Source organism: Bradyrhizobium glycinis, from assembly GCF_016031655.1.
In the GTDB taxonomy this organism is placed as follows: Bacteria; Pseudomonadota; Alphaproteobacteria; order Rhizobiales; family Xanthobacteraceae; genus Bradyrhizobium; species Bradyrhizobium glycinis.
Genome location: NZ_JACCHQ010000002.1, coordinates 16097 through 38970, shown reverse-complemented (window position 1 = coordinate 38970; position 22874 = coordinate 16097). Strand labels below are relative to the sequence as shown.

Genomic DNA, 22874 nt, shown 5'->3' with positions numbered 1-22874 from the left:
CTTCGCTTGTTGTTCAGGCTTCGTCGATCACGCCGTTGCGCAAGCGCCCGATCCCCTCGGCCTCGATCTCGACGACGTCGCCCGGCTTCAAATATCGCGGCGGATCGAACCGCGCACCCGCGCCGGTCGGCGTGCCCGTGACGATGATATCGCCGGGAACCAGGGTTGCGAAGGTCGAGATATAGTTCAAGAGATAGCGGAACGAAAACATCAGCCGGCTGGTGCGATCGTCCTGCCTGAGTTCGCCGTTGACATGCGTGGTGAGGCGGATGTCGGCGATCTGCGACTCCTTGGTGTAGGGCACCAGCCACGGGCCGAGGCTGCCGCTGGAATCGAAGTTCTTGCCCTGCGTCACGTTGAACTTGGCGTGGCGCAGCCAGTCGCGCACCGAGCCCTCGTTGCAGAGCGTGAGCGCGGCGATGTGATCGAGGGCGCTGATTTCGGGGATATGCCGACCCTGCTTGCCGATCACCAGCACGATCTCGCCCTCATAGTCGAGCTGCGCCGAGGCACGCGGGCGCACCAGCGGCGTGTCGTGGCCGACGAAGGAGCGGGGCGAGCGCATGAACATGCTCGGATATTTCGGCGCCTCCTGGCCGTCCTTGTACTCGGCATTGCGATCGGGATAGTTGACGCCGATGCAGATGATCTTCTCCGGCGCGGGGATCGGCGGCAGCCAGGTGATCTCGCTGAGTGCGTGAACCGGCGTGCGGCCCGCGGCTTCCTCTGCAAGGTTCACGAGCTTTCCGGCCGCGATCACCTCGCGCAGCGTCGGATAGGTCTGGGCATAGCGCGCGGAGAGATCGACGATGCCGCCTTCCAGAACGGCGCCGTACTTGGTTTCACTCTTGACGGAATAGGTGGCGAGACGAGGCAGCTTCATCAGTCCGCCACCAGCACATCGGCCACGAATTTCGGCTCGCGCACGGCCTGCCCCGTGAACGGCGAGCCCTGTTCGAACCAGGAACGCGGAGCAGGGGCGCCCCACAGCGTCTGACGGCGCGGATCGCGCAGTGACCAGCGCAGCGGCTCGTGGTCGTGATCCCCGGTGAAATAGTCGCTGGTGTAGAGCTCGAGGCGGTGTCCGTCGGGATCGCGGACATAGAGGAAGAACGCGTTCGAGATGCCATGGCGCCCCGGGCCGCGTTCGATGTTCTTCACGAAGCCCTGCGAAGCCATGACATCGCAGAGATGAATGATGTTCATCGCCGTCGGCGTCCAGTAGGCGAAATGGTGCAGACGCGGGCCCTTGCCATTGGTGATCGCAAAATCGTGGACGTTGCCCTTGCGGTGCATCCAGGCTGCCGCAATGCGCCCGTTCGGCCCGTCCTCCTCGGCATATTCGGTGAGGCGAAAGCCGAGCCGGGCGTAGAAGTCCATCGTGTCCTGCACTTCGGCGGCGAAGACGTTGAAGTGATCCAGCCGCTGCGGATGGCAGCCCCGATAGAGGTCGTAGCGGCGCAAGAGATGCGGCCGCCGCTCCATGGCCGCATAGAGCTCGATCTGGAAGCCGAAGGGGTCGGTGAATTGCAGCGTGCGGCTCTGGAACGGCTGATCGACGAAGGCGTAGGAAAGGCCGTTCTCGGAGAGGAACGTGGCGGCCTTGTCGAGATCTTTGTCGTTGCCGACCTTGAAGCCGAGGCGGGCGCAAGCCGGCACCGTGGCCTTCCGCAGCACCAGCGAGTGATGCTGGTGCTCCTCGGCCGCGCGCAGGTACACGGCCTTGTCATGGGCGTCCTCGACATGCAGGCCGACAATGGTCTCGTAGAACTCCCGGCTCAGCTTCAAATCGGTGACGTCGAGCACGACATGGCTGGAGCGGATGATGTTGAACGGCGGCTCGAAGACGTGTTGCGGTATGGGCATTGGCGTTTCCCCTCTCTCGGCTTTGGTCATTCCGGGGCGTGCGAAGCACGAACCCGGAATCCATTCTTCCACGAACTCTGCTGCACGATGGATTCCGGGTTCGGCTCTTCGAGCCGCCCGGGAATGACGCTGCCGCTAAATTCCCAGCTTCTGAATCTTGTGCGTGCCCCGCGCCAGCGAGACATGCTTGGTTTCCATGTAGAAGTCGAACGAGTAATCGCCGCCGTCGCGGCCGATACCGCTCGCTTTCATGCCGCCGAACGGCGTCGGCAGATGGCGGACGTTCTCCGAGTTCAGCCAGATCATGCCGGCCTCCAGCGCATCGGCAACGCGCAGTGCGCGTCCCATGTCATTGGTCCAGACATAGCCGGTCAGACCGTAGCGGATGTCGTTGGCGATTTCGATGGCGTCCGCCTCGTCCTTGAACGGCAGCACCGTGAGGAACGGCCCGAATACCTCCTCCTGCGCAATGCGCATCTTGCCGTGCGCACCGGTCACCAGCGTCGGCTCGACATAATGTCCGCCGCCGGGGCCGTCGTAAGTCTTGCCCCCGACCGCAATGGTCGCGCCGTCCTGGCGCGCCACGTCGAAATAGGAGCAGACCTTTGCTAGATGCCGCTCATGGATCAGCGGCCCGATCTCGGTGGCGGGATCGAGGGGATGGCCGACCTTCAGCGCCTTCACCCGCGCGGTCAGCTTCTCCACGAATTTTTCCGCGATGCTCTGCTGGATCAGCAGGCGGCTCGATGAGGTGCAGCGCTCGCCGTTGAGCGAGTAGATCATGAACACGACGGCGTCGAGCGCACGGTCGAGGTCGGCGTCGTCGAACACGATCACCGGGTTCTTGCCGCCGAGCTCGAAATGCACGCGCTTTAGCGTCGGCGCGCCCTGCATCATGATGGCCGACCCGGTCGCGCTCTCGCCGACGAAGCCGATCGCCTTGATGGCGGGATGCTCGGTCAGCGCCTTGCCCGCTTCCTCGCCAAAACCGTGCACGGTGTTGAGCACGCCGTCGGGAACGCCGGCGTCCTTGACGAGCTTGGCGAGAAGGGAGGCCGTCACCGGCGACCATTCGGCCGGCTTGTGCACGACGGTGCAGCCGGCCGCTAGCGCTGGCGCGATCTTCCAGGTCGAGAGCATGAACGGCGTATTCCACGGCGTGATCACGCCGACGGGGCCGATCGGCACGCGCGTGGAGACGTTCCAATGCTCGTCGCTCGGCGTGTTGAGGCCGTCGCGCGCCTCGGCGCATTTGTCGGCGAAGAAGCGGAAATTCTCGGCGGCGCGGATCGCGGCCTTGGCCATGAAGCGATAGGCCTGGCCGGTGTCGATGCATTCGAGCACCGCGATGTCGTCGGCATTGTCCTCGATCGCGTCGGCCACCCGATGCAGCAGCTTCTTCCGCATCGCCGGCCCCATGTCGCGCCACGATTTGAAGGCGAGGGCAGCCGCAGTCGCCGCCGCGTCGATATCCTCGGCATTACCGCGGGCAACGCTGGCGAGCACGGCACCATCGACCGGCGACCTGGTCTCGAACGTCTCGCCGGAGATCGAGGCGACGGTCTTGCCGTCGATCATGTGGCCGATGCCGTCCGCGCGCAGTTGCTTCAGCAGCGGCGCGACGCGGTCGCGATTGGCCTGGAACAGATCGGCTTTCGGCGCGGGCTTATCCATGAGCGGCCTCCGCTTTCAGGGCGTCGTGAATGTTGTTGCGCTTCCAGCTGGTGTCCTTGTCGTTGATCTGCATGTCGAACGACAGGGCGAACTTGCTGGTGGCGAAGACGGGATCGAGATGTCTTGAGAGCGCCTGGAAGACGTGCTCGCCGGCCTTCTTTCGGGTAGGAAGGTCGCGGCCCTCGCCGATGCGCAGCACCATGTCGAGGAAGCCGTAATCCTGCCGCGCATCCGCAATCGCATAGTGCTCGCAGCGGATGGCACGAACGCGGATGCCGCCGAGCGGGAAGATACCGGTCTCGCTAGCTGCCTTGCGCACGACCTCGCACACCGCGGCGATGTCGAGACAGCCGTCGAGATTGGCCGAATATTCGATGGTGAAATGCGGCATCGCGCGTTTCGCTCCCTGTCTTCTTGTTCGCCTTAAGCGAAGTAGCAGCTCACCGAGCCGTAGGCGCCATAATCGGCCTGGATTGTGTCGCCCTTGCGGGTCTCGATCGGACGGATGAAGGAGCCGGCGAGCACGACCTGGCCCGGCTCGAGCGCCAGCCCAAGCGGAGCGATCTTGTTGGCGAGCCAGGCGACGGCGGTGGCGGGATGGTTGAGCACGCCGGCGGCAAGGCCCGTCTCTTCCAGCTGGCCGTTCTTGAAGCAGAGCGCTCCGATCCAGCGCAGGTCAGCATCCAGCGGGCGGATCGGCCGCCCTCCGAGCACGATGCCGGCATTCGCCGCATTGTCGGCGATGGTGTCGAAGATCTTTCGCGTCGCCTTGGTCTTGGGATCGACGCGCTCGACCCGCGTATCCAAAATCTCCAGCGCCGGCACCACGAAGTCGGTGGCGTTGAGCACGTCGAACATCGTGCAAGTGGGTCCTGAAAGGCGCTTGCTCATGACGAAGGCGAGCTCGGCCTCGACGCGCGTCGCGATGAAGCGCTCGGTCGGAACGATTCCGCCGTCGGCGAAGAACATGTCGTCGAGCAGCACGCCGGAATCCGGCTCGTCGATGCCAAGCGCGCTTTGCATCGCCTTCGAGGTCAGGCCGATCTTGTGGCCTTTCACCGCGCGCCCCTCGGCGATCTTGACGTCGACCCAGGCCTTCTGAATCGCGTAGGCATCCGCGATGCTGATGTCCGGGAAGTCCTGCGAGAGCTGCCGGATCTGCGTGCGGGTCTTCTCCGCCCGGTGCAGACGCATTGCGCAAGCTTGGATATCGTCGTTGGAAAGCGCCATTTGTGATCTTACAAATCGAGGTGCCGCGAGATACTTAACATGTTAAGTGAATGCGTCAAACACAAATTCGGCTTGCTGCACTGCAAACGTTTTGCGGCTTGAAAGGGCGTCATGACCAAGAAATCCGCCGATCCCGCCAACGGTCACCCGCCTGCCGCGCGCCAGGTGCCGATGCGCGATTTCTCGCGCTCGCTGCCGATGTCGCTGCTGCGGGCCCGGGAGGCGGTGATGCGGCAGTTTCGTCCCTCGCTGCGCGAGCACGGCCTGACCGAGCAGCAATGGCGCATCCTGCGAGCGCTGGCGGCCATCGAGGCGGTCGAGGTCACGGAACTCGCGCGCACCGCGTTCCTGCTCGGGCCGAGCTTGTCGCGCATCCTGCGCGATCTCGAGGCGCGCAATCTGATCGAGCGCAAGACGGCGAAAGCGGATCAGCGCCGCAGCATGGTCTCGATCTCGAAGGAGGGGCTGAAGCTGATGGCTTCGGTCGCGCCGACTTCGGAAGCGATCTATGCCGAGATCACGCGGCGCTTTGGCGCCCGCAAGCTGGCCGAATTGCAGGAGATGCTCGGCGAGCTCGAACAGAGCCTTGCCGGGCTCGGAGCCGCGGACGAGACAATAGCCGGGGAGTGAAACCAGATATGCGTGCGTGCGCGGCGAGAGCCATGGACATTCACGCTTTTTTTCGCTCAAAGTGCGGCCCAACCCGATCCGCGGCGAGTGAGAGCAACAGGGAAGGAAAGGCAACGTGGCGAATAAAGTCAAAGAGATCTGGAAGTCGGGCAAGGCGGTCGTCAACGCATGGCTTGCCATCCCCTCCGGCTTCTCGGCCGAGATGATCGCGCAATGCGGCTTCGACAGCGTCACGGTCGACATGCAGCATGGTGTGCAGGACTATCTGTCGATGGTGCAGTGCTTTCAGGCCATGGACAAGCATCCGGTCACCCCGATGGTCCGCGTGCCCTGGAACGAGCCCGGCATCATCGGCAAGGTCCTCGACGGCGGCGCCTATGGCGTGATCTGCCCGATGGTCAACACCCCGCAGGAAGCCCGGAACCTGGTCTCCTATTCGAAATATCCGCCCAAGGGCGTGCGCTCCAACGGTCCGATTCGCGCCGGCATGTACGGCACCGCGGGCTCTTATCAGAAGACGGCCAACGACGAGATCGTGCTGCTGCCGATGATGGAGACGCGGACCGCGGTGGAGAACATGGAAGCGATCCTCGATGTCGAAGGCATCGACGGCGTCTATATCGGCCCGTCCGATCTCGGCTTCTCCTACGGCCTCGAGCCCAAGCTCGACCGCAGCGAGCCCGAGATCCTCGCGATCTACGACAAGATCATCAAGGAATGCGGCAAGCGCGGCTTAAACCCGGGCATCCATTGCAGCGGCGCCGAAGGCGCAGCGCGCGCCATCAACATGGGCTTCAAGCTGGTGACGCTGTCCAACGAAGTCGGCCTGATGACGACCTACGCCAAGATGCAGGTGAACGCGACCCGCAAGGATTCTGCCGGCAAGGCCTGAGCTCTTTCCCTCTCCCCGTTCTTACGGGGAGAGGGTCAGGGTGAGGGGTCTCTCTCAACACGACCAATCTAGCGATCGAGCGCGCCGCTTGCCCCACCCGGATCGCTCTGCGATCCGACCTCTCCCCGTAAGAACGGGGAGAGGTGAAGTAAGACCCAAGGAGACCCGCCATGACCATCAGCCCCGTCATCCGCCTGCATCCCGATGATGGCGTGGTGATCGCGCGCGCGAGCCTGCCGCCGGGGACGGTGGTCGCCGACGGCGTGACCACGGTCGATCGCATTCCCTCCGGCCACAAGGTCGCGATCAAGCCGATCGCGGTAGGCGAGCCGATCAGGCGCTACGGCCAGATCATCGGGTTTGCCACGCAAGCCATCGCGCCGGGCCAGCACGTGCACGTGCAGAACTGCGGCATGGGTGATTTCGCCAAGGACTATGCCTATTGCGCCGACGTCAAGCCGACGCCGAATTTCGATCTGCCGGCGACGTTCGAAGGCATCCGCCGCCCGGACGGCCGCGTCGCCACGCGCAATTATATCGGCATTCTCACCTCGGTGAATTGCAGCGCGCATGTCGCGAGCCTCGTCGCCGACGTCTTCAAGAAGAATCCCTTCACCGGCGACAATCCGCTCGCCGATTTCCCCAACGTCGATGGCGTGGTCGCGCTGACCCACAAGACCGGCTGCGGCATGACGCAGAACGAGCCCTTGGCGCTGCTCCGTCGCACGCTCGGCGGCTATGCGCGGCACGTCAACTTCTCCCACGTCATCGTGCTTGGCCTCGGCTGCGAGGTGAACCAGATCGGCGGCCTGATGGAAGAGCAGAAGCTCGCCGGACGCCTGCGCGCGATGGACATCCAGGAGGTCGGCGGCACCCGCAAGACGGTCGAAGCCGGCATCGCTTTCGTGCGCGAGGCGCTGACTGACGCCGACAAGGTCAAGCGCGAGACGGTGCCGGCGAGCGAGCTCACGGTGGCCCTGCAATGCGGCGGCTCGGACGGCTATTCCGGCGTCTCTGCCAATCCCGCGCTGGGAGCGGCCAGTGACCTCATCGTGCGCCACGGCGGCACGGTGATCCTGTCGGAAACGCCGGAAACCTACGGCGCCGAGCACCTGCTCACACGCCGCGCCGTCAGCCGCGAGGTCGGCGAGAAGCTGGTCGACCTGATGCGCTGGTGGGACGAGTACACCGCGCGCGAGGGCGCCGAGATGAACGCAAATCCCAGCCCCGGCAACAAGGCCGGCGGCCTCACCACCATTCTGGAGAAGTCGCTCGGCGCCATGGCGAAGGCCGGCACCACCAATCTCGTCGAGGTGCTGCGCTACGCCGAGCCCGTCACCAAGAAGGGGTTCGTGTTCATGGACACGCCCGGCTACGACCCGGTGGCTGCGACCGGGCAGGTCGCCGGCGGCGCCAATCTGGTCTGCTTCACCACGGGCCGCGGCAGCGTGTTCGGCTGCAAGCCGGCGCCGTCGATCAAGCTCGCCACCAACACGCCGATGTACAAGCGCATGGAAGAGGACATGGACGTCAATTGCGGCACCATCCTCGAAGGCGAGGAGAGCGTCGAACAATGCGGCCAGCGCATCTTCGATCTCATCCTCAAGACGGCATCGGGCCAACCGACCAAGAGCGAGAAATTCGATTTCGGCGGCGCCGAGTTCGCGCCATGGGTGCTGGGCGCGACGATGTAGGTGACGGCGTAGCTCGGATGGAGCGAAGCGAAATCCGGGACGGCTCCGTCCGCGTTGACGAACTCCGGATTGCGCTTCGCTCCATCCGGGCTACAAGGGATACTTCCTAGGCACCCTGTGCCCGTTGTTAGTGCTTGATCGCGTTGACCTCAGGTGTTCTGCTCAAAAAAGCTGCTGGAGCACCGCAACCCGTGTCGATCTACGTCGCGCTACACCACGTCACGCACTACAAATACGACCGCCCGATCGACCTTGGCCCGCAGACCATCCGGCTGCGGCCGGCGCCGCATACGCGCACGCCGATCCTGAGCTATTCGCTCAAGGTCACGCCCTCCAATCATTTCGTGAACTGGCAGCAGGATCCGCAAGGCAACTGGCTGGCGCGCTACGTCTTTCCGGAGAAGACCACCGAGCTGAAATTCGAGGTCGACTTCACGGCGCAGATGACCGTGGTCAACCCGTTCGACTTCTTCGTCGAGCCCTATGCCGACAGCTTTCCGTTCGAATATCCCAAGGACCTCAAGACCGAGCTCGCGCCTTATCTCGAGACCATCAAGCCCGACCGCCTGTTCGCCAAATTCCTCGATTCGATTCCGCACGAGGCCCCGAACACCGTCAACTTCCTGGTCGAGCTCAATCGCGAGATCCAGAAGAAGGTCCGCTACATCATCCGCATGGAGCCGGGCGTGCAGACGCCGGAGGAGACGCTTGCCTCCGGCGCAGGCTCATGCCGCGACTCCGCCTGGCTCTTGATCCAGACCTTGCGCCATCTCGGGCTCGCCGCCCGCTTCGTCTCCGGCTATCTGATCCAGATCCGTCCCGACATCGATCCGATCGAGGGACCGCCGGAAGTCGAGAACGATTTTACGGATCTGCACGCCTGGGCCGAAGTCTATCTGCCGGGCGCGGGGTGGATCGGATTCGATGCGACCTCGGGCATGCTCGCGGGCGAAGGGCACATCCCGGTCGCAGCCACGCCGCACTACCGTTCGGCGGCGCCGATTTCCGGCGGGGCCGGCTTTGCCGAGGTCGAGTTCTCTTTCGACATGAGCGTGAGGCGCATCCGCGAGGCGCCGCGCATCACAAAGCCGTTCTCCGACGAAGCCTGGGCGCGGCTCAACGATCTCGGCGAGCAGGTCGATGGCGATCTCGCCGCCCAGGACGTGCGGCTCACCATGGGCGGCGAGCCGACCTTCGTCTCGGTCGACGATCTCGAAGCGGGCGAGTGGAATACGGAAGCCGTCGGGCCGACCAAGCGCACGCTCGGCGACGATCTGATCCGCCGCCTGCGCACGCGCTTTGCGCCCGGCGGGCTGCTGCATTACGGCCAGGGCAAATGGTATCCGGGCGAGAGCCTGCCGCGGTGGGCCTTCGGCCTCTATTGGCGCAAGGACGGCGTACCGATCTGGAAGAACGCCGACCTCATCGCCAGGATCGAGAATCCCAGGAGACCGGAGGTCAAGGACGCCGAGGCTTTCATGGAAGGCACGGCGGCGCGGCTTGGCGTCGACCTCGGCTACATCATGCCGGCTTATGAGGATCCCGCCTATTGGCTGCAGAAGGAAGCCGAGCTTCCGGTCAACGTCGATCCCACCGATTCAAAGCTGTCCGATCCCGAAGCCCGCGCGCGCATGGCGCGGGTGTTCGACCAGGGCCTGAATACGCCCCGCGGCTTCGTGCTGCCGATCCAGCGCTGGAATGCGCCGCCGCGCTGGCGCAGCGAGCGCTGGCCGCTGCGGCGCAATCATCTGTTCCTGACCCCTGGCGATTCACCGCTCGGCCTGCGCCTGCCGATCGGCTCGCTCGGTTACGTCCCGCCCAACCAATATCCCTACATCGTCGAGCAGGATCCGATGGAGCCGCGGGGCAAGCTGCCGGTGTTCACCCGCATGGCGCGCCCGCCATCGCCGCCGCGCACGGCCCCCGAGCATCTCAACACGGCAATTCCCGTGCGCACCGCGATGGCGGTGGAGATCCGCGACGGCGTGATCTGCGCCTTCATGCCGCCGGTCGAACGCATCGAGGATTATCTCGAGCTGATCTCGGCGCTGGAGGATACCGCCGAAGAGATGCAGCTTCCCGTCCACGTCGAGGGTTATCCGCCGCCGTTCGATCCGCGCATCGAGGTGATCAAGGTGACGCCCGACCCCGGAGTCATCGAGATCAACATCCAGCCCGCCAAGAGCTGGCGCGACGCCGTCGAGATCACCACCGGCCTTTATGAGGATGCGGCCAAGGTCCGCCTCGGCGCCAACCGTTTCCTGGTCGACGGCCGTCACACCGGCACCGGCGGCGGCAATCACGTCGTGGTCGGCGGCTCCTCACCGCAGGACTCGCCGTTCCTGCGCCGGCCGGACCTGTTGAAGAGCTTGGTCTTGTATTGGCAGCGCCATCCGGCGCTGTCCTATTTCTTCTCAGGCCTCTTCATCGGGCCGACCAGCCAGGCGCCGCGCATCGACGAGGCGCGCCACGACAGCATCTACGAGCTCGAGATCGCGCTCTCGCACGTGCCGCCGCCCGGCCATCAGGCGCCGCTCTGGCTGGTGGACCGGCTGTTCCGGCATCTCTTGGTCGACATCACCGGCAACACCCACCGCGCCGAGATCTGCATCGACAAGCTCTATTCGCCGGAAGGACCGACGGGCCGGCTCGGCCTCGTCGAATTCCGCGCGCTCGAAATGCCGCCGGATCCGCGCATGTCGCTGGCGCAGCAGCTCCTGATCCGCGCGTTGATCGCAAAGTTCTGGCGCGAGCCGCTGAGCGGCAAGTTCGTGCGCTGGGGTACCGCGCTGCACGACCGCTTCATGCTGCCGCATTTCATCTGGGACGATTTTCTCGACGTGCTCGGCGAGCTCAAGCAATCCGGCTATCCGTTCGAGCCGGAATGGTATCTGGCCCAGCTCGAATTCCGCTTCCCTGCTTTCGGCCGGGTCCACCATGGCGGCGTGACGCTGGAGCTGCGCCAGGCGCTGGAGCCCTGGCACGTGCTTGGCGAGGAGGGCTCGGCCAGCGGCACCGTGCGCTATGTCGACTCATCGGTCGAGCGGCTCCAGGTCAAGGCCGAAGGCTTCGTGGAGGGCCGCCACGTCGTCACCTGCAACGGCCGCCGCCTGCCGATGACCCCGACCGGCCGCTCCGGCGAGGCCGTGGCCGCCGTCCGCTTCAAGGCCTGGCAGCCGGCCTCCGGCCTGCACCCGACCATCCCCGTCCACGCACCGCTGACCTTTGACCTGATTGATACCTGGAACGGCCGCTCGCTCGGCGGCTGCGTCTACCACGTCGCCCATCCCGGCGGACGCAACTACGACACCAAGCCGGTCAACACCTACGAGGCCGAGGCCCGGCGGCTGGCGCGCTTCCAGGACCACGGCCACACCCCCGGCCCGATGCAGCCGCCGCCCGAGGAACGCACAAGTGAGTTTCCGCTGACCCTCGACTTGCGGACCCCGCTCCTGCAATGAGTATGATGGTGGGGCAGGGAGAGGCGCATGGCCGAGGGCGCAGCCGAGCAGGACGACAAGGCGGGAAAGGCGCAAGGCCTGCGTGAAGGCCAGCGCCGCCTCGCGCAATGGGTCCGCGACTATAGCCGGCTGCCGGGCATCCCCGACGAGTTCTTAGGCCCGGACGGCACCCCGCGCCCGGTCTGGAGCCGCTTCTTCGACGCCTTCGGGGGGCTGGCGCCCGACGAGATCGAGCGGCGCTTCGGCATGGCCGACCGTCACCTGCGCGAGGCCGGCGTCACCTACCGCGCGCCCGGCGACAGCGCCGACCGGCCCTGGTCGCTCAGCCACCTGCCGTTTTTGATCGATGAAGCCGACTGGCAGCAGCTCTGCGCCGGCATCACCCAGCGCGCCGAGCTGCTCGAGCGCGTGCTGCGCGACATCTATGGCGAGGGGCGCCTCGTGGCAGAAGGCGCGCTCCCGGCCGCGGCGATCGCCGGCAGTCCCGAATATCTCCGTCCCGTCTGCGGCGTGCCGCCGCCCGGCGGACGCTATCTCTCGATCTATGCCGCCGATGTCGGCCGCGGGCCCGACGGCCGCTGGTGGGTGCTCGGCGACCGCACCCAGGCGCCATCGGGCGCAGGCTACGCGCTGGAGAACCGCCTCGTGCTCTCGCGCGCCTTCTCCGATCTCTACAAATCGATGAACGTGCCGCGCGTCGCGCCGTTCTTCGAGGCGTTCCGCGACAGCTTGCGCGCGCGCGCCGATCGCGACGAGCCCAGGATCGGCGTGCTCACCCCCGGCAGCTTCAGCGAGACCTATTTCGAGCATGCGACGCTGGCGCGCTATCTCGGCTTCCTCCTGGTCGAGGGCGACGACCTCGCGGTCAGCGACAACCGAGTCCACATCCGCACCGTCGCCGGCCTGAAGCGGCTGGATGTGCTCTTGCGCCGGGTCGATTCCAACTCGCTCGACCCGCTCGAGCTCGATGCCTCTTCCCGGCTCGGGGTGCCCGGCCTGATCGACGTGCTGCGCAAGGACGGCGTTGTCGTCGCCAATATGCCGGGCTCGGGCGTTCTGGAGGCGCGGGCGCTGCTCGGCTTCCTGCCGGCGCTGAGCCGCCGCCTGCTCGGCGAAGACCTGAAGATGCCGCACATCGCGACCTGGTGGTGCGGCCAGCGCGTGGCGCGCGAGGAGGTGCTGGCGCGGCTCGACGAGGTCGCGATCGAAGGCGCCTATCGCCGCGGCGTTCCCGGCTTCGACTCGATCGGTCCGGTGCTCGCGAGCGAGCTCGATGCCAGCGCCCGGCAGCGCCTGATCGATGCCATCGGCGCGCGCGGCATGGATTATGTCGGCCAGGAGGTGGTGCGGCTCTCGACCATGCCGGTGTGGGAGCACGGGCAGCTCACGCCGCGCCCCTTCGTGCTGCGCGTGTTCGCGGCCGCCACGCCCGACGGTTGGGCCATCATGCCCGGCGGCTTCTGCCGGATCGCCGAGCAGCCTGACGCGCGCGCGGTGTCGATGGGCGACGGCGCGCGCGCCGCCGACGTCTGGGTCGTGTCGGAGAAGCAGGTCGCAACCGCGACGCTCTTGCCTGCGACCGACAAGGTGCGCATCCGCCGCATCGCCGGCGTGCTGCCGAGCCGCGCCGCCGACAATCTGTTCTGGCTCGGCCGCTATCTCGAGCGCGCCGAGGCGACGCTGCGGCTGGTGCGCGCCTTGGGCTCGCCGAGCGGACCGAACAAGGGCACCGCGGCCTCGGTGCAATCGGCCGAGCGCATCCAGCGCCTATTGGTGGCCTGGGGCGCGGTCTCGCAATCCTCGCGCACGGCCGCGGGGCGCATCGTCGCCGAAGCGCTGCAGAGCGAGGAGCGTTTCGGCTCGGCCCTGTCGCTGGTGCGCGCGGCCCTGCGCACGGCGACCTCCTTGCGCGAGCGGCTGTCGCCCGATGCCTGGCAGGTGATCACCGAGATGGCCGAGCGCCTCGCCATCGAGGTGGAGGACGACGACAGCGTGCTGAGCGCCGCCGAGCTGACCTTGCAGGAGCTTGCGAGCTTTGCCGGCCTTGCGCAGGAGAACATGAACCGCGCCGCCGGCTGGCGCTTCCTCGATATCGGCCGCCGCATCGAGCGCGCCATCAACACCACGCGCTTCACCCGCCAGTTCGCCTATGACGAGGCCGGCGACGAGGATCTCGACATCCTGCTGACGTTGGTGGATTGCCAGATCACCTACCGCTCGCGCTATCTGCTGGCGCCGATCCTGGCCCCGGTGCGCGACCTCGCGGTGCTCGACGGCTACAATCCGCGGTCGGTGGCGTTTCAGGTGACGACGCTGAACGAGCACATTGCCGCGCTGCCGAGCCTGAAGGAGTATGGCCTGATCGAGAAACCGCAGCGTCTGGCGGTCGCGATGCAGGCGATGCTCGCGACCGCGGAGGCCGAGAAGCTCGAGGTCAAGACGCTGTTCGCCCTGGAGCAGGATCTGCTCAGCCTCGGCGAGGCGATCGGGCAGCACTACTTCCCGCACGGTCCCAATGCCAGCCGGCCGGAAAAGCTGACGGGGCTGGCGTGATCTACGACATCCGTCACGTCACCACCTACGAGTATGAGAATCCCGTCAGCTTCGCCCGCTGCACGCTGCGGCTGGAGCCCAGAAGCGGCGTCGGCCAGGAGCTGATCTCGCACGAGGTCGAGATCCATCCGCGCCCGGCCGAGCGCAATGTGCGGCGCGACTTCTTCGGCACGCTGACCGAGAGCGTGACGATCGAAGCCGCGCATCGCAATCTGCGCATCGACTCGCGCTCACGGGTTTCGGTGTCGCGCAAACCGCCGGCGCGCGATGCGGTCAGCCCGCCCTGGGAGAGCATCCGCGACATCGCGTTCGAAGCCACCAGCCTCGGACCGTCCTCGCCCGTCGGCTACGTCTTTGCCAGCCCCCTAGTGCCGGTGCTGCGCCCGGTCAGCGCCTATGCGGGGATGAGCTTTCCGCCCGGCGCCGGGATCCTCACCGGCGCCATCGACCTGATGCGACGCATTCGCGGCGAATTCCGCTACGATCCGAAGGCGACCGTGATCTCGACGCCGCTCGACGAGGTGTTCGACAAGCGTCACGGCGTCTGCCAGGACTTTGCCCATGTCATGATTGCCGGGCTGCGCGGGCTCGGCCTGCCCGCGGCCTATGTCAGCGGCTATTTGCGCACCATTCCACCGCCCGGCCAGCCGCGCCTGCAAGGCGCGGACGCCACCCATGCCTGGGTGTCGCTGTGGTGCGGGGCGGAGCTCGGCTGGGTCGATTTCGATCCGACCAACGATCTCCTGATCGGCAACGATCACATCGTGCTGGCAATGGGGCGCGATTTTTCCGACGTCTCGCCGGTCGACGGCATCATCGTCGGCTCGCCCAAGCAGAAGCTGGGCGTCGCCGTCGATGTGCTGCTGGTGGAGTAGGGCGTGTCTCGTAAGCGTCGGCTTGCCAACGCGAAGCGGAGCTTGCGTATCGCACGGACGTCGGCCGCGCTATCTTGTTGGAACATCGAAGAGAAGATTGCCGCATGCCCAAGGACGCTTTGTTCATGATATTGACGCTAGCTGTGAGCGCAATAATTGTTCACGGCTTTCTTTGGATAAGAGGAATCAGACCATCCTCTCGAACGAGTTTGTGGGAACATATGTCTTGGCAAGTTTTTCCGAGGGATGATCAGCAAAGAGAGTATTTGAAGCAACGATTTCTCGCCTCGATAGTGGTGCTTCCAATAGTAGCGCTCACGGTCTACACACTTCTCGAAAGGTTTGCCGCATAACTGCCGCGAAATGTCGCCTTCTGGCCGACCTCCGACTTAGGGTGAGGCAGGGGAATCGCATTCGACTTGTGGCGGCGGCCTGCGCGCACGGCTCGTCCTTCGAGACGGCGCTGACGCGCCTCCTCAGGATGAGACTCATCAGCGTCAGTGCCCGTTGAAACTGCTGCCGCACTGCGCCCTCATCCTGAGGAGCCCGCCTGAAGCGGGCGTCTCGAAGGATAGCCGCAGGGAAAAACTCTCAGATGCGATAGCCCTGTAGGGTGAGGGACGCGAACGCGCCGCTATCAAGGTGAAGCGGACTCTCCAAGAAGTGCAGCGCGGGTTTATGAGTACACGTCCTGAAAATGGTTCGGCGCTCGCCGGTCATCGCACCATGGTCTCGCGATCCCACGCCTTGTAGTCGGGCGAACCCTGGGTGCGAATAGGACCGTCGTAGCCGTATTCCACCATGTGCACTGTCACATAGTCGTCCCCGAAAAAAGCGACCCCGTAGGATTGCGGCAGGTCGCAGGCGCTCAGCAGCTTGGTCTCGGAGAAGAGCGGAAAGCTCGCATGGTTGGTGCCGCGCAGCGACGAGACCGGGACGCCTGCAATCGAGCCTGCGAGAGGCAGGTGACAATGCCCGAAGAAGACGTGGCGGATCTTCGCCCGGTGGCGATTGACGAGATGCCGGAAGGGAGCCTCGTCGAGCAGGCCGATCTGGTCGAACGGGACGAGATGCACCGGCATGGGATTATGGTGCATGAAGAGCAGGAACGGCCCGTCATGCTCGGAAAGCCGGGCCTCGAGCCAGCCGAGACGATCGTCGCAATAACGGCCGGCGTGCGTTTCCGGATGGGCGGTGTCGAGAAACAGGCAGCGGCCCGCTGCGGTGTCGTGGATGCCCTGGAGGAAGCCGTTGTCATCGGCGAGATCGGGGAACACGCTCAGGAACGCGGCGCGCCGGTCGTGGTTGCCGATGCACAGCCGCACCGGCAGCGGATATTCGTCGAGGCGCTGCTTGAGCCATTGATAATCGGCGAGATCGCCCCAATCCGAGAGGTCGCCGGTGATCACCATCAATTCGGCGTCGTGATGATCGTTCAGCGCGTGCGCCAGCGCCCGTTCGAAATTGGCGCGCGGGTCGCGGCCCCCGATGGTGGAGCCAGGTGCCGTCAGGTGAATGTCGCTCAGATGCAGCAGTTTCATCGCTGTCTCCGGTCATTGGAGCGGCACGGGGCGCCGTCGGCGTCCCGTGCCGGTGACGCGAGGAATGCTCAGCGCGCCGCGCCTGTGGTCTTCGGCAGCAGCTTCTGCACGTCGGCGGTCATGTCGGCGAGGACGGCTTCCGGCTCCTTGGCGCGGGCGCCGGAGACGATCGAGTTGAGGTGATCCTTGATCACGTCGGTGATCTTGAGGCCGTTGTCGCCGGGGAAGGCGTACCACTTGGTGAGCAGCGCGAGCTGGCTGACCGCGGTGTAGTTGTTGGGGTTCTTGACGTAGAAGTCCTTCAGATAGACCTCGTTGGCGACCTTGTTCGGCGGCATGTAGCCGGTCGTTTCCGCCATGATCGCGGCGCCCTTGGGACCGGTCCAGAACTTCACCGCTTCCCAGGCGGCGTCGCGCTTGGCCTTGTCCTTGGCGAGGATCAGCACGACGTTGCCGCCGGCCGGCAGCCTGCCTTTCGGGGAGGCGACGTCCGGGAACGGAATCGTCTTCAGCGCGAACTTGCCGCCGGTCATCTGCGTGACCTTGTTGAGGTCCGAGGTCGAGGTGACGTGAAAGCCGGTCTTGCCGGCCGCGAACGCCGCGCGCATCGACGGCTGGTCGAGATTGGGCATGCCGGCCTCGTTGACGAGCCGCGCGATCATGTTGATGGCGAACTTGCCTTCCGCGCCGTCGAACGCGACCTTGGTCTCGTCGGCATTGAGCATGGTGCCGCCGCGCGCGAAGACCGGCGCCTGCCACAGCCAGTTGCCGGTGATGTCCCAGGCATAGGTGACGCCGTTGGTGTCGTTGCCGAGCGCCTTGATCTTCTTGGCGAGCGTGATCAGCTCGTCCCAGCTCTTCGGCAGATTGTTCACGTCGCCGCCGGCCTGCTTCACGAGGTCGAGGTTGACGTAGACGATCGGCAGCGAGATCGCGAAGGGCAGGGCATAGACCTTGCCGCTGGCGGTGCCGATGTCGAACATCGCCTGGTGGAAGCCCTGCTTGTCGAAATCCTTCTCCGCGGCGATGTAGCCGTCGAGCTCGGCCGGGATGTTCTTGTCGACCAGAACGCGGATGCGGTTCAAGCCCTGGAATGAGACGTCAGGCATCTGATTGGTCACGGCCTCGCGCAGCACCTTCTGGGTGCCGTCCTCGTAGGATTCGTAAGGCGCCCGCATGGTGACCTTGATCTCCGGGTGCACCTTGGCGAACTCTTCGGCGATGCGCTTGTGGGTCTCGGTGAACAGCTCTGGATAGGGATATTGCATCACGATCTCGGTCTGGGCCTGCGCGAGCGCAGATCCGGCCACGAGCGACAGAGCCGCCGCGGCGATGATGGACTTCAGCATGGATAGACTCCCTGTTTGAGGTGACGTGGTTACTTGATCCCGGTGAGGGTGATGCCCTCGATGAAACGGCGCTGGGCAAAGAGGAAAGCGATCACGAGCGGCGCGATGATCACCATCGCCGCCGCCATCAGCGGGCCGTAGCTGGTGCCGGCCTCGTTGTTGCGGAAATGCGCCACCGCGAGCGGCGGCGTGCGCAAGTGCTCGCTGTTGAGCACGATCAGCGGCCAGAAATAATCGTTCCAATGCGCGACCACGGAGAAGATGCCGAAGGCGGTCACGGCCGGGATCGCGGCCGGCAGCATCACCCGCCAGACGATGCCGAATTCGGAGATGCCGTCCATGCGCGCGGCATCGACGAGGTCGTCGGGCACGGTCTTGAAGAACTGGCGCATCAGGAAAATGCCGAACACCGAGATCGTGAAGGGCAGCACGAGCGCGGCATAGCTGTCGAGCAGGCCGATCTTGTGCAGCAGCAGGAAGACGGGGATCGCGGTCGCCTGCGGCGGGATCAGTATTCCGAACAGCACCAGGGCGAACAGCGTCTCGCGGCCGAGGAAGCGGAGCTTGGCGAGCGCGTAGGCTGCCGGCAGCGCCACCATGACCTGCAGCACGAAAATCGAGACCGTGACGATGACGCCGTTAAGGAGAAAGCGCAGCAGATTGGCCTTGGCGAAGGCCTCGCGCAGGTTCTCCGCCAGTGCGAACCGGTGCGGGATCAGGTGCAGCTCGCTGGAGAAGATCTCGGTCTGCGGCTTGGACGCGGTCGAGATCATCCAGATGAAGGGGGCCAGCATGAGCGCGGCGCCCGCGATCAGGAGCACGTGGCGGAGGATCGCCCGGAACGGGACGGGATGCGCGTTGCTCATGTGTAGTGCACGCCGCGATCGGCGAGCCTCGATTTGATCAGCGTGAGAGCGAGGACGAAGACCAGGAAGACCACGGTGATCGCTGCGGCGTAGCCCGAGCGGAAAAACTCGAAGCCTTCGGTGTACATGGTGTGGATCAGGACCTCGGTGGATTTCGACGGGCCGCCCTTGGTCAAGACGTGCACGGTGTCGAACACCTGGAACGAGCGGATGCCCGAGATCACGACGACGAAGGTCGTGACCGGCCCGAGCATCGGCCAGGTCACCAGGCGAAAGCGCGCCCAGCCGCTCGAGGCACCGTCGATCTCGGCCGCCTCGTAGAGCTGCTTGGGAATGGAGACGAGGCCGGCGAGAAACAGCACCATGTTGAAGCCGACGGCCTGCCAGATGCCGATCGCACACAGCGCATAGAGCGCCGTGCTGCGGTCCTGCAGCCAGGCGAAGGCCGGCAGGCCGGCGCTCCGCAACAGCCCGTTCACCAGGCCGAATTGCGGATGCAGCATGAATTCCCACACCACGGCCATGGCGATCAGGGTCGCCATCACCGGCAAGAAATAGATCGTCCGGTAAAGGCTGCGCAGGCTGGTGCCGCTCTGGATCAAAAGCGCAATCGCAAGGCCGGCGATCACTGCGCCGGGCACCACGATCACGACGTAAGTCAACGTGTTGCGCAGCGCGGTCCAGAACACCTTGTCGGCGAACAGGTCCTGATAATTGGCGAGCCCGATCCAGGAGATATGCGGCGCGCCGAGCTGATAATCGGTGAAGGAGAGGGCGATCACGCCGGCGAGCGGACCGAGCAGCATGACAAGCATGAGCGCTGCGGCCGGCGTCACCAGCGCGTAGGCGGCATGGGTCCGCCGGCTGCCATGGGCCGGCAGCGTGCGCCTCATCGTGCCCGTGGGAGCGACAGCCGCCCCGATCGTCATGGAGCCGTCAGACATGGGCGGGCTCACGGATGCGCTCGGCCTGCTCCGCTCTGAGCTCGATCCGTTTCCCGGCCGGATCGAAAAGCCGCACCGCATCTGGGGCGAAGCCGAAGGCCACTAGGCTTGCCATCGCCGGCAAATGCCTGACGTCCGCGAGCCGCGCGATCAGGCGCGACCCGGTGCCTTCGACCGCCAGATGCACGAAGGCCTCGGCGCCGAGATTTTCCAGGTGGACGACGGTCCCGGAGAACGGCCCCGTGCCGAGCTCGATCCGCTCTGGACGGATCCCGATGCGACAATCGCCAGCCGCCGCATTGCACGTCAGCTTCAGCGTGGTGCCCAGGACGTCGACGCCGCCGTCCTTTCGGATCCGGCCGGGCAGGATGTTGATCTTGGGGCTGCCGATGAATTCGGCAACGCGGATGTCGCCCGGCTCGTTGTAGATCTCAGCCGGCGTGCCGGCCTGGATCAGCTCACCGCCCATCATGACGGCGATCCGGCTCGACATCGTCATCGCCTCGGCCTGGTCGTGCGTGACGTAGACGAACGTTGCCTTGAGGCGGCGATGCAGCTCGGCGAGCTCGGCGCGCATGTGCACGCGCAGCTTTGCGTCGAGATTGGAGAGCGGTTCGTCGAACAGGAAGGCCCGCGGCTCGCGCACCATGGCGCGTCCGACCGCGACGCGTTGCCGCTGTCCGCCGGACAATTGTCCGGGCTTGCGCCGCAGCAATGGGGTGATGTCGAGCTGCTCGGCGATGCCTTCGATGTCGGCGCGAATGTGCCGTTCCTTGGCGCGCCGGCTCGGCAGCAGCGCACCCAGCAGCGGCAGCCGCTCGATCGCGGACAGGCGCCGCATCCGCAGCGGCACCGCGATATTGTCGAAGGTGCTCAAATGCGGATAAAGCGCATAGGATTGGAAGACCATCGCGAGGTTGCGCGCGCTCGGGCGAATGCCGTCCACGGGGCGGCCGTCGATGTGGACCTCACCGGAATCTTGCGGCTCGAGCCCGGCAATGATGCGAAGCAGGGTCGACTTGCCGCAGCCGGACGGGCCGACCAGCGAGATGAACTCGCCGTCCCCGATGCGGAAATCGATGCCTTTCAGGACGTCGGCGCCGTCAAAGGACTTGCTGATTGCGGATAGTTCGATTTGCGCCATGCGCGCTGATCCCCTGCTGGTCCGTTTGCGGCGCATCAGGAGTAGGAAGCGCGTCTGACATTCACATAACGGTCAATGGCCTTCCTTATGGTCATCCCAGGTTTTGCTTTCGCCGGGTCCGCGGGGAATATCGATCTGGGGTTGTTGTCGTGGCGTTGACGTCGTCTCGTGTCCGAGCGGTCAATGCGGTGTTCGAGACCGGCAGCTTTGCCGCCGCGGCGAGGCGGCTCGGGGTATCGCAGCCGGCCGTTGCGCAGCTGGTGCGCGATCTCGAGGCCGAGTTCGGGGTGGCGCTGTTCGACCGGCACGGCCAGACCCTGATCGCGACGTCACTGTGCCGGCGGCTCTATGCCGCAACGAGCCGCATGCAAGCCGTCGAGGCGGATGCGCTCGCCATTCTGCAGCAGCGCGACGAGCTCACGGGGGGCGAGCTTCGCATCGGGCTCGGCAACGCCATGCCCGGCATGGCGTTGATTGCGGCGTTCCGCAACCTGTATCCGAAAATCCAAATCAACATCGAGATCGGCAGCTGGTCGGCGATCATGGCCGCCGTGGTGGACCAGCGCGTCGACGTCGCCGTATTGCCGGAGGTGCCGCAGGACAACCGCTTCCGGCGCGAGGCCTGCGTGCAGCAGCGCGTCGTTGCGATCTGCCATCCCGTTCACGATCTCAGCCGCCAGTCGCGCGTGTCTATCGCCGGCCTCATGCAATATCCGCTGGTGTTCCGCACCCGGGATTCCGCGACGCAGCGCGCCGTGGACAGGGCGTTTCGCGCCGTCAACCTGCGCGCCAGTCCGGCGATCATCGTCAATACGCGCGAGGGGATGCTGGAGGCGGTCGCCAACCGGCTTGGCGTCGGCTTCGTCTGGGAGCACGGCTCGAGCCGCATCGATCGCATCGCGAAGGTGGCGATCGCGGAAATCGAGGCGGAGTCGCCCGAATACATTTTCTCGCTGGCCGGCAAGCGCGGCAAGCTGGTCGAGCTGTTCTATCTCGCCCGAAGCCTTTCGCGCGCGTCCGACGGGGCCGATATTCTGGCCGCGCCCTGAGCGGCGGCCGCGTCCCCGCCGCTTTGGGTTGTGCTGAATTGTGACGGCAACCGTGATGCTGCGCAGCGGGACGCCAAGGTATTTACGTATTTTCCGTCCCGAAGTTTGGTCACCCGGCCCAAGATGGGCTATGCTCCCGGCTGCGTCGAAGACAAGAATGAGACGTCGGGAGACGGCATGGGATACCAGCGGCGGACGGGGCTGCATCCATGATAACCTTACCGAGACTGGCGGCGGAAACCCTGGAGAAGATGCTGGGTACGTTCATGCGCCGCCGGTACGACGAAGCTTCCGCCCGGGTTCTGGAGGGCTCGACGCGCACGGCGATGGAGTGTATCGGCAACAGCGACGCGCTCTACCACAACATCGAGCATACCATGCTCGTGACGCTGGCCGCTCAGGCGATCCTCACGGGGCGTAATCTCCATGCGCATCTTGCGGCGGAGGACTACCTTCACATCCTGATCGCCTGCCTTGCGCACGACATTGGCTATGTCCGCGGCCTGTTTCCGGAGGATGACGAAGACGGTTTCATCATCGACGAGGCCGGGACCAAAGTGTCGCTACCGCGCGGTGCATCGGATGCCAGTTTGATGCTGTATCACGTCGATCGGTCGAAACTCTTTGTGCGGCGGCGATTGCCCCCGATCCGCGGTATCGACTCCGAGCGGATCGCCCGCGCCATTGAGGGGACGCGCTTTCCCGCCCGTGAAGGACAGGAATACGACGACGAAGCCTCGATCCTGCGTGCGGCCGACTTCATCGGACAGCTCGGCGATCCCAACTATCTGCGCAAGGCCAACGCGCTCTATTACGAGTTCGAGGAGGTCGGCATCAATCGCCAGCTCGGCTACGACTCGCCCGCCGACATCGTGAACCGCTACCCGCAATTCTATTGGAACAGCGTCGCACCGCACATCCAGACCGAGATCGGCTATCTCAACAAGACTGAGATCGGCCGGCAATGGATCGCCAACCTCTACAGCAACGTGTTCCGCGCCGAACGCGACATCTCGCTGTCCGGTCCGCAGAAATAGGCTGCGATCTTGTAGCCCGGATGGAGCGAAGCGCAATCCGGGATTCGCGGATGCTGGCTTCCCCGGATT

At 65.3% G+C, this 22874-nt stretch carries 18 protein-coding genes; 8 read left to right on the top strand and 10 right to left on the bottom strand.

The window, feature by feature from the left end:
* Window positions 1-13: 13 nt before the first annotated feature.
* The 5 genes from HZZ16_RS04510 to hpaH all read right to left on the bottom strand — a co-directional run bounded on the left by HZZ16_RS04510 (window position 14) and on the right by hpaH (window position 4770).
* The gene (locus tag HZZ16_RS04510; protein ID WP_197947313.1) at window positions 14-883 is read right to left on the bottom strand and encodes a fumarylacetoacetate hydrolase family protein; all 870 of its coding nucleotides are present in this window, start codon (window positions 881-883) and stop codon (window positions 14-16) included.
* On the bottom strand, window positions 883-1866 hold the full coding sequence (hpaD, locus tag HZZ16_RS04505; RefSeq protein WP_197947312.1) for a 3,4-dihydroxyphenylacetate 2,3-dioxygenase: 984 nt from the start codon (window positions 1864-1866) through the stop codon (window positions 883-885). Before hpaD ends, HZZ16_RS04510 begins: the two co-directional genes overlap by 1 nt.
* Window positions 1867-2001: 135 nt before the next feature.
* Window positions 2002-3540: a 5-carboxymethyl-2-hydroxymuconate semialdehyde dehydrogenase gene (hpaE, locus tag HZZ16_RS04500; RefSeq protein WP_197947311.1), complete on the bottom strand. Its 1539-nt coding sequence runs from the start codon at window positions 3538-3540 to the stop codon at window positions 2002-2004.
* Window positions 3533-3931, bottom strand: coding sequence for a 5-carboxymethyl-2-hydroxymuconate Delta-isomerase (locus tag HZZ16_RS04495; RefSeq protein ID WP_197947310.1), 399 nt, complete (start codon window positions 3929-3931; stop codon window positions 3533-3535). The genes hpaE and HZZ16_RS04495 overlap by 8 nt, the downstream gene beginning before the upstream one ends.
* 32 nt (window positions 3932-3963) lie before the next feature.
* Window positions 3964-4770: a 2-oxo-hept-4-ene-1,7-dioate hydratase gene (gene hpaH, locus HZZ16_RS04490; RefSeq protein WP_197947309.1), complete on the bottom strand. Its 807-nt coding sequence runs from the start codon at window positions 4768-4770 to the stop codon at window positions 3964-3966.
* A gap of 111 nt (window positions 4771-4881) precedes the next feature.
* Between hpaH and hpaR the strand changes: the two genes are divergently transcribed.
* The 6 genes from hpaR to HZZ16_RS04460 all read left to right on the top strand — a co-directional run bounded on the left by hpaR (window position 4882) and on the right by HZZ16_RS04460 (window position 14875).
* Window positions 4882-5400 (top strand): homoprotocatechuate degradation operon regulator HpaR, encoded by a 519-nt coding sequence (gene hpaR / locus HZZ16_RS04485; RefSeq protein ID WP_197947308.1) that lies wholly within the window; start codon window positions 4882-4884, stop codon window positions 5398-5400.
* 115 nt (window positions 5401-5515) lie between these two features.
* The gene (locus HZZ16_RS04480) at window positions 5516-6292 is read left to right on the top strand and encodes an HpcH/HpaI aldolase family protein (protein WP_197947307.1); all 777 of its coding nucleotides are present in this window, start codon (window positions 5516-5518) and stop codon (window positions 6290-6292) included.
* Between the two features lie 170 nt (window positions 6293-6462).
* On the top strand, window positions 6463-7986 hold the full coding sequence (locus HZZ16_RS04475; RefSeq protein ID WP_197947306.1) for a D-arabinonate dehydratase: 1524 nt from the start codon (window positions 6463-6465) through the stop codon (window positions 7984-7986).
* A gap of 191 nt (window positions 7987-8177) precedes the next feature.
* Entirely contained in the window at window positions 8178-11447 is a 3270-nt protein-coding gene (locus HZZ16_RS04470; RefSeq protein WP_197947305.1) for a transglutaminase family protein, read from the top strand.
* Between the two features lie 27 nt (window positions 11448-11474).
* A complete protein-coding gene (locus HZZ16_RS04465) occupies window positions 11475-14000 on the top strand; it encodes a circularly permuted type 2 ATP-grasp protein (RefSeq protein ID WP_197947304.1) in 2526 nt (841 codons plus the stop codon).
* Window positions 13997-14875, top strand: coding sequence for a transglutaminase family protein (locus HZZ16_RS04460; protein ID WP_197947303.1), 879 nt, complete (start codon window positions 13997-13999; stop codon window positions 14873-14875). Before HZZ16_RS04465 ends, HZZ16_RS04460 begins: the two co-directional genes overlap by 4 nt.
* A gap of 716 nt (window positions 14876-15591) precedes the next feature.
* Here HZZ16_RS04460 and HZZ16_RS04455 read toward each other — a convergent pair.
* The 5 genes from HZZ16_RS04455 to HZZ16_RS04435 all read right to left on the bottom strand — a co-directional run bounded on the left by HZZ16_RS04455 (window position 15592) and on the right by HZZ16_RS04435 (window position 20719).
* Window positions 15592-16416, bottom strand: a complete 825-nt coding sequence (locus HZZ16_RS04455) for a phosphodiesterase (protein ID WP_197947302.1) — start codon at window positions 16414-16416, stop codon at window positions 15592-15594.
* A 68-nt stretch (window positions 16417-16484) separates the two neighbouring features.
* Window positions 16485-17765 carry an ABC transporter substrate-binding protein gene (locus tag HZZ16_RS04450; protein WP_197947301.1) on the bottom strand — a complete coding sequence of 427 codons (1281 nt, stop codon included), beginning with the start codon at window positions 17763-17765 and terminating at the stop codon, window positions 16485-16487.
* A 29-nt stretch (window positions 17766-17794) separates the two neighbouring features.
* Window positions 17795-18631, bottom strand: coding sequence for a carbohydrate ABC transporter permease (locus tag HZZ16_RS04445; protein WP_197947300.1), 837 nt, complete (start codon window positions 18629-18631; stop codon window positions 17795-17797).
* A complete protein-coding gene (locus HZZ16_RS04440) occupies window positions 18628-19575 on the bottom strand; it encodes a carbohydrate ABC transporter permease (RefSeq protein ID WP_197947299.1) in 948 nt (315 codons plus the stop codon). The genes HZZ16_RS04445 and HZZ16_RS04440 overlap by 4 nt, the downstream gene beginning before the upstream one ends.
* The gene (locus tag HZZ16_RS04435) at window positions 19568-20719 is read right to left on the bottom strand and encodes an ABC transporter ATP-binding protein (protein WP_197947298.1); all 1152 of its coding nucleotides are present in this window, start codon (window positions 20717-20719) and stop codon (window positions 19568-19570) included. Before HZZ16_RS04435 ends, HZZ16_RS04440 begins: the two co-directional genes overlap by 8 nt.
* Before the next feature lie 149 nt (window positions 20720-20868).
* Here HZZ16_RS04435 and HZZ16_RS04430 point away from each other — a divergent pair, with 149 nt between their 5' ends.
* Both HZZ16_RS04430 and HZZ16_RS04425 read left to right on the top strand, forming a co-directional pair.
* The gene (locus HZZ16_RS04430) at window positions 20869-21768 is read left to right on the top strand and encodes a LysR family transcriptional regulator (protein WP_197947297.1); all 900 of its coding nucleotides are present in this window, start codon (window positions 20869-20871) and stop codon (window positions 21766-21768) included.
* Between the two features lie 209 nt (window positions 21769-21977).
* Window positions 21978-22805 (top strand): HD domain-containing protein, encoded by an 828-nt coding sequence (locus HZZ16_RS04425; RefSeq protein WP_197947296.1) that lies wholly within the window; start codon window positions 21978-21980, stop codon window positions 22803-22805.
* Window positions 22806-22874 lie beyond the last annotated feature (69 nt).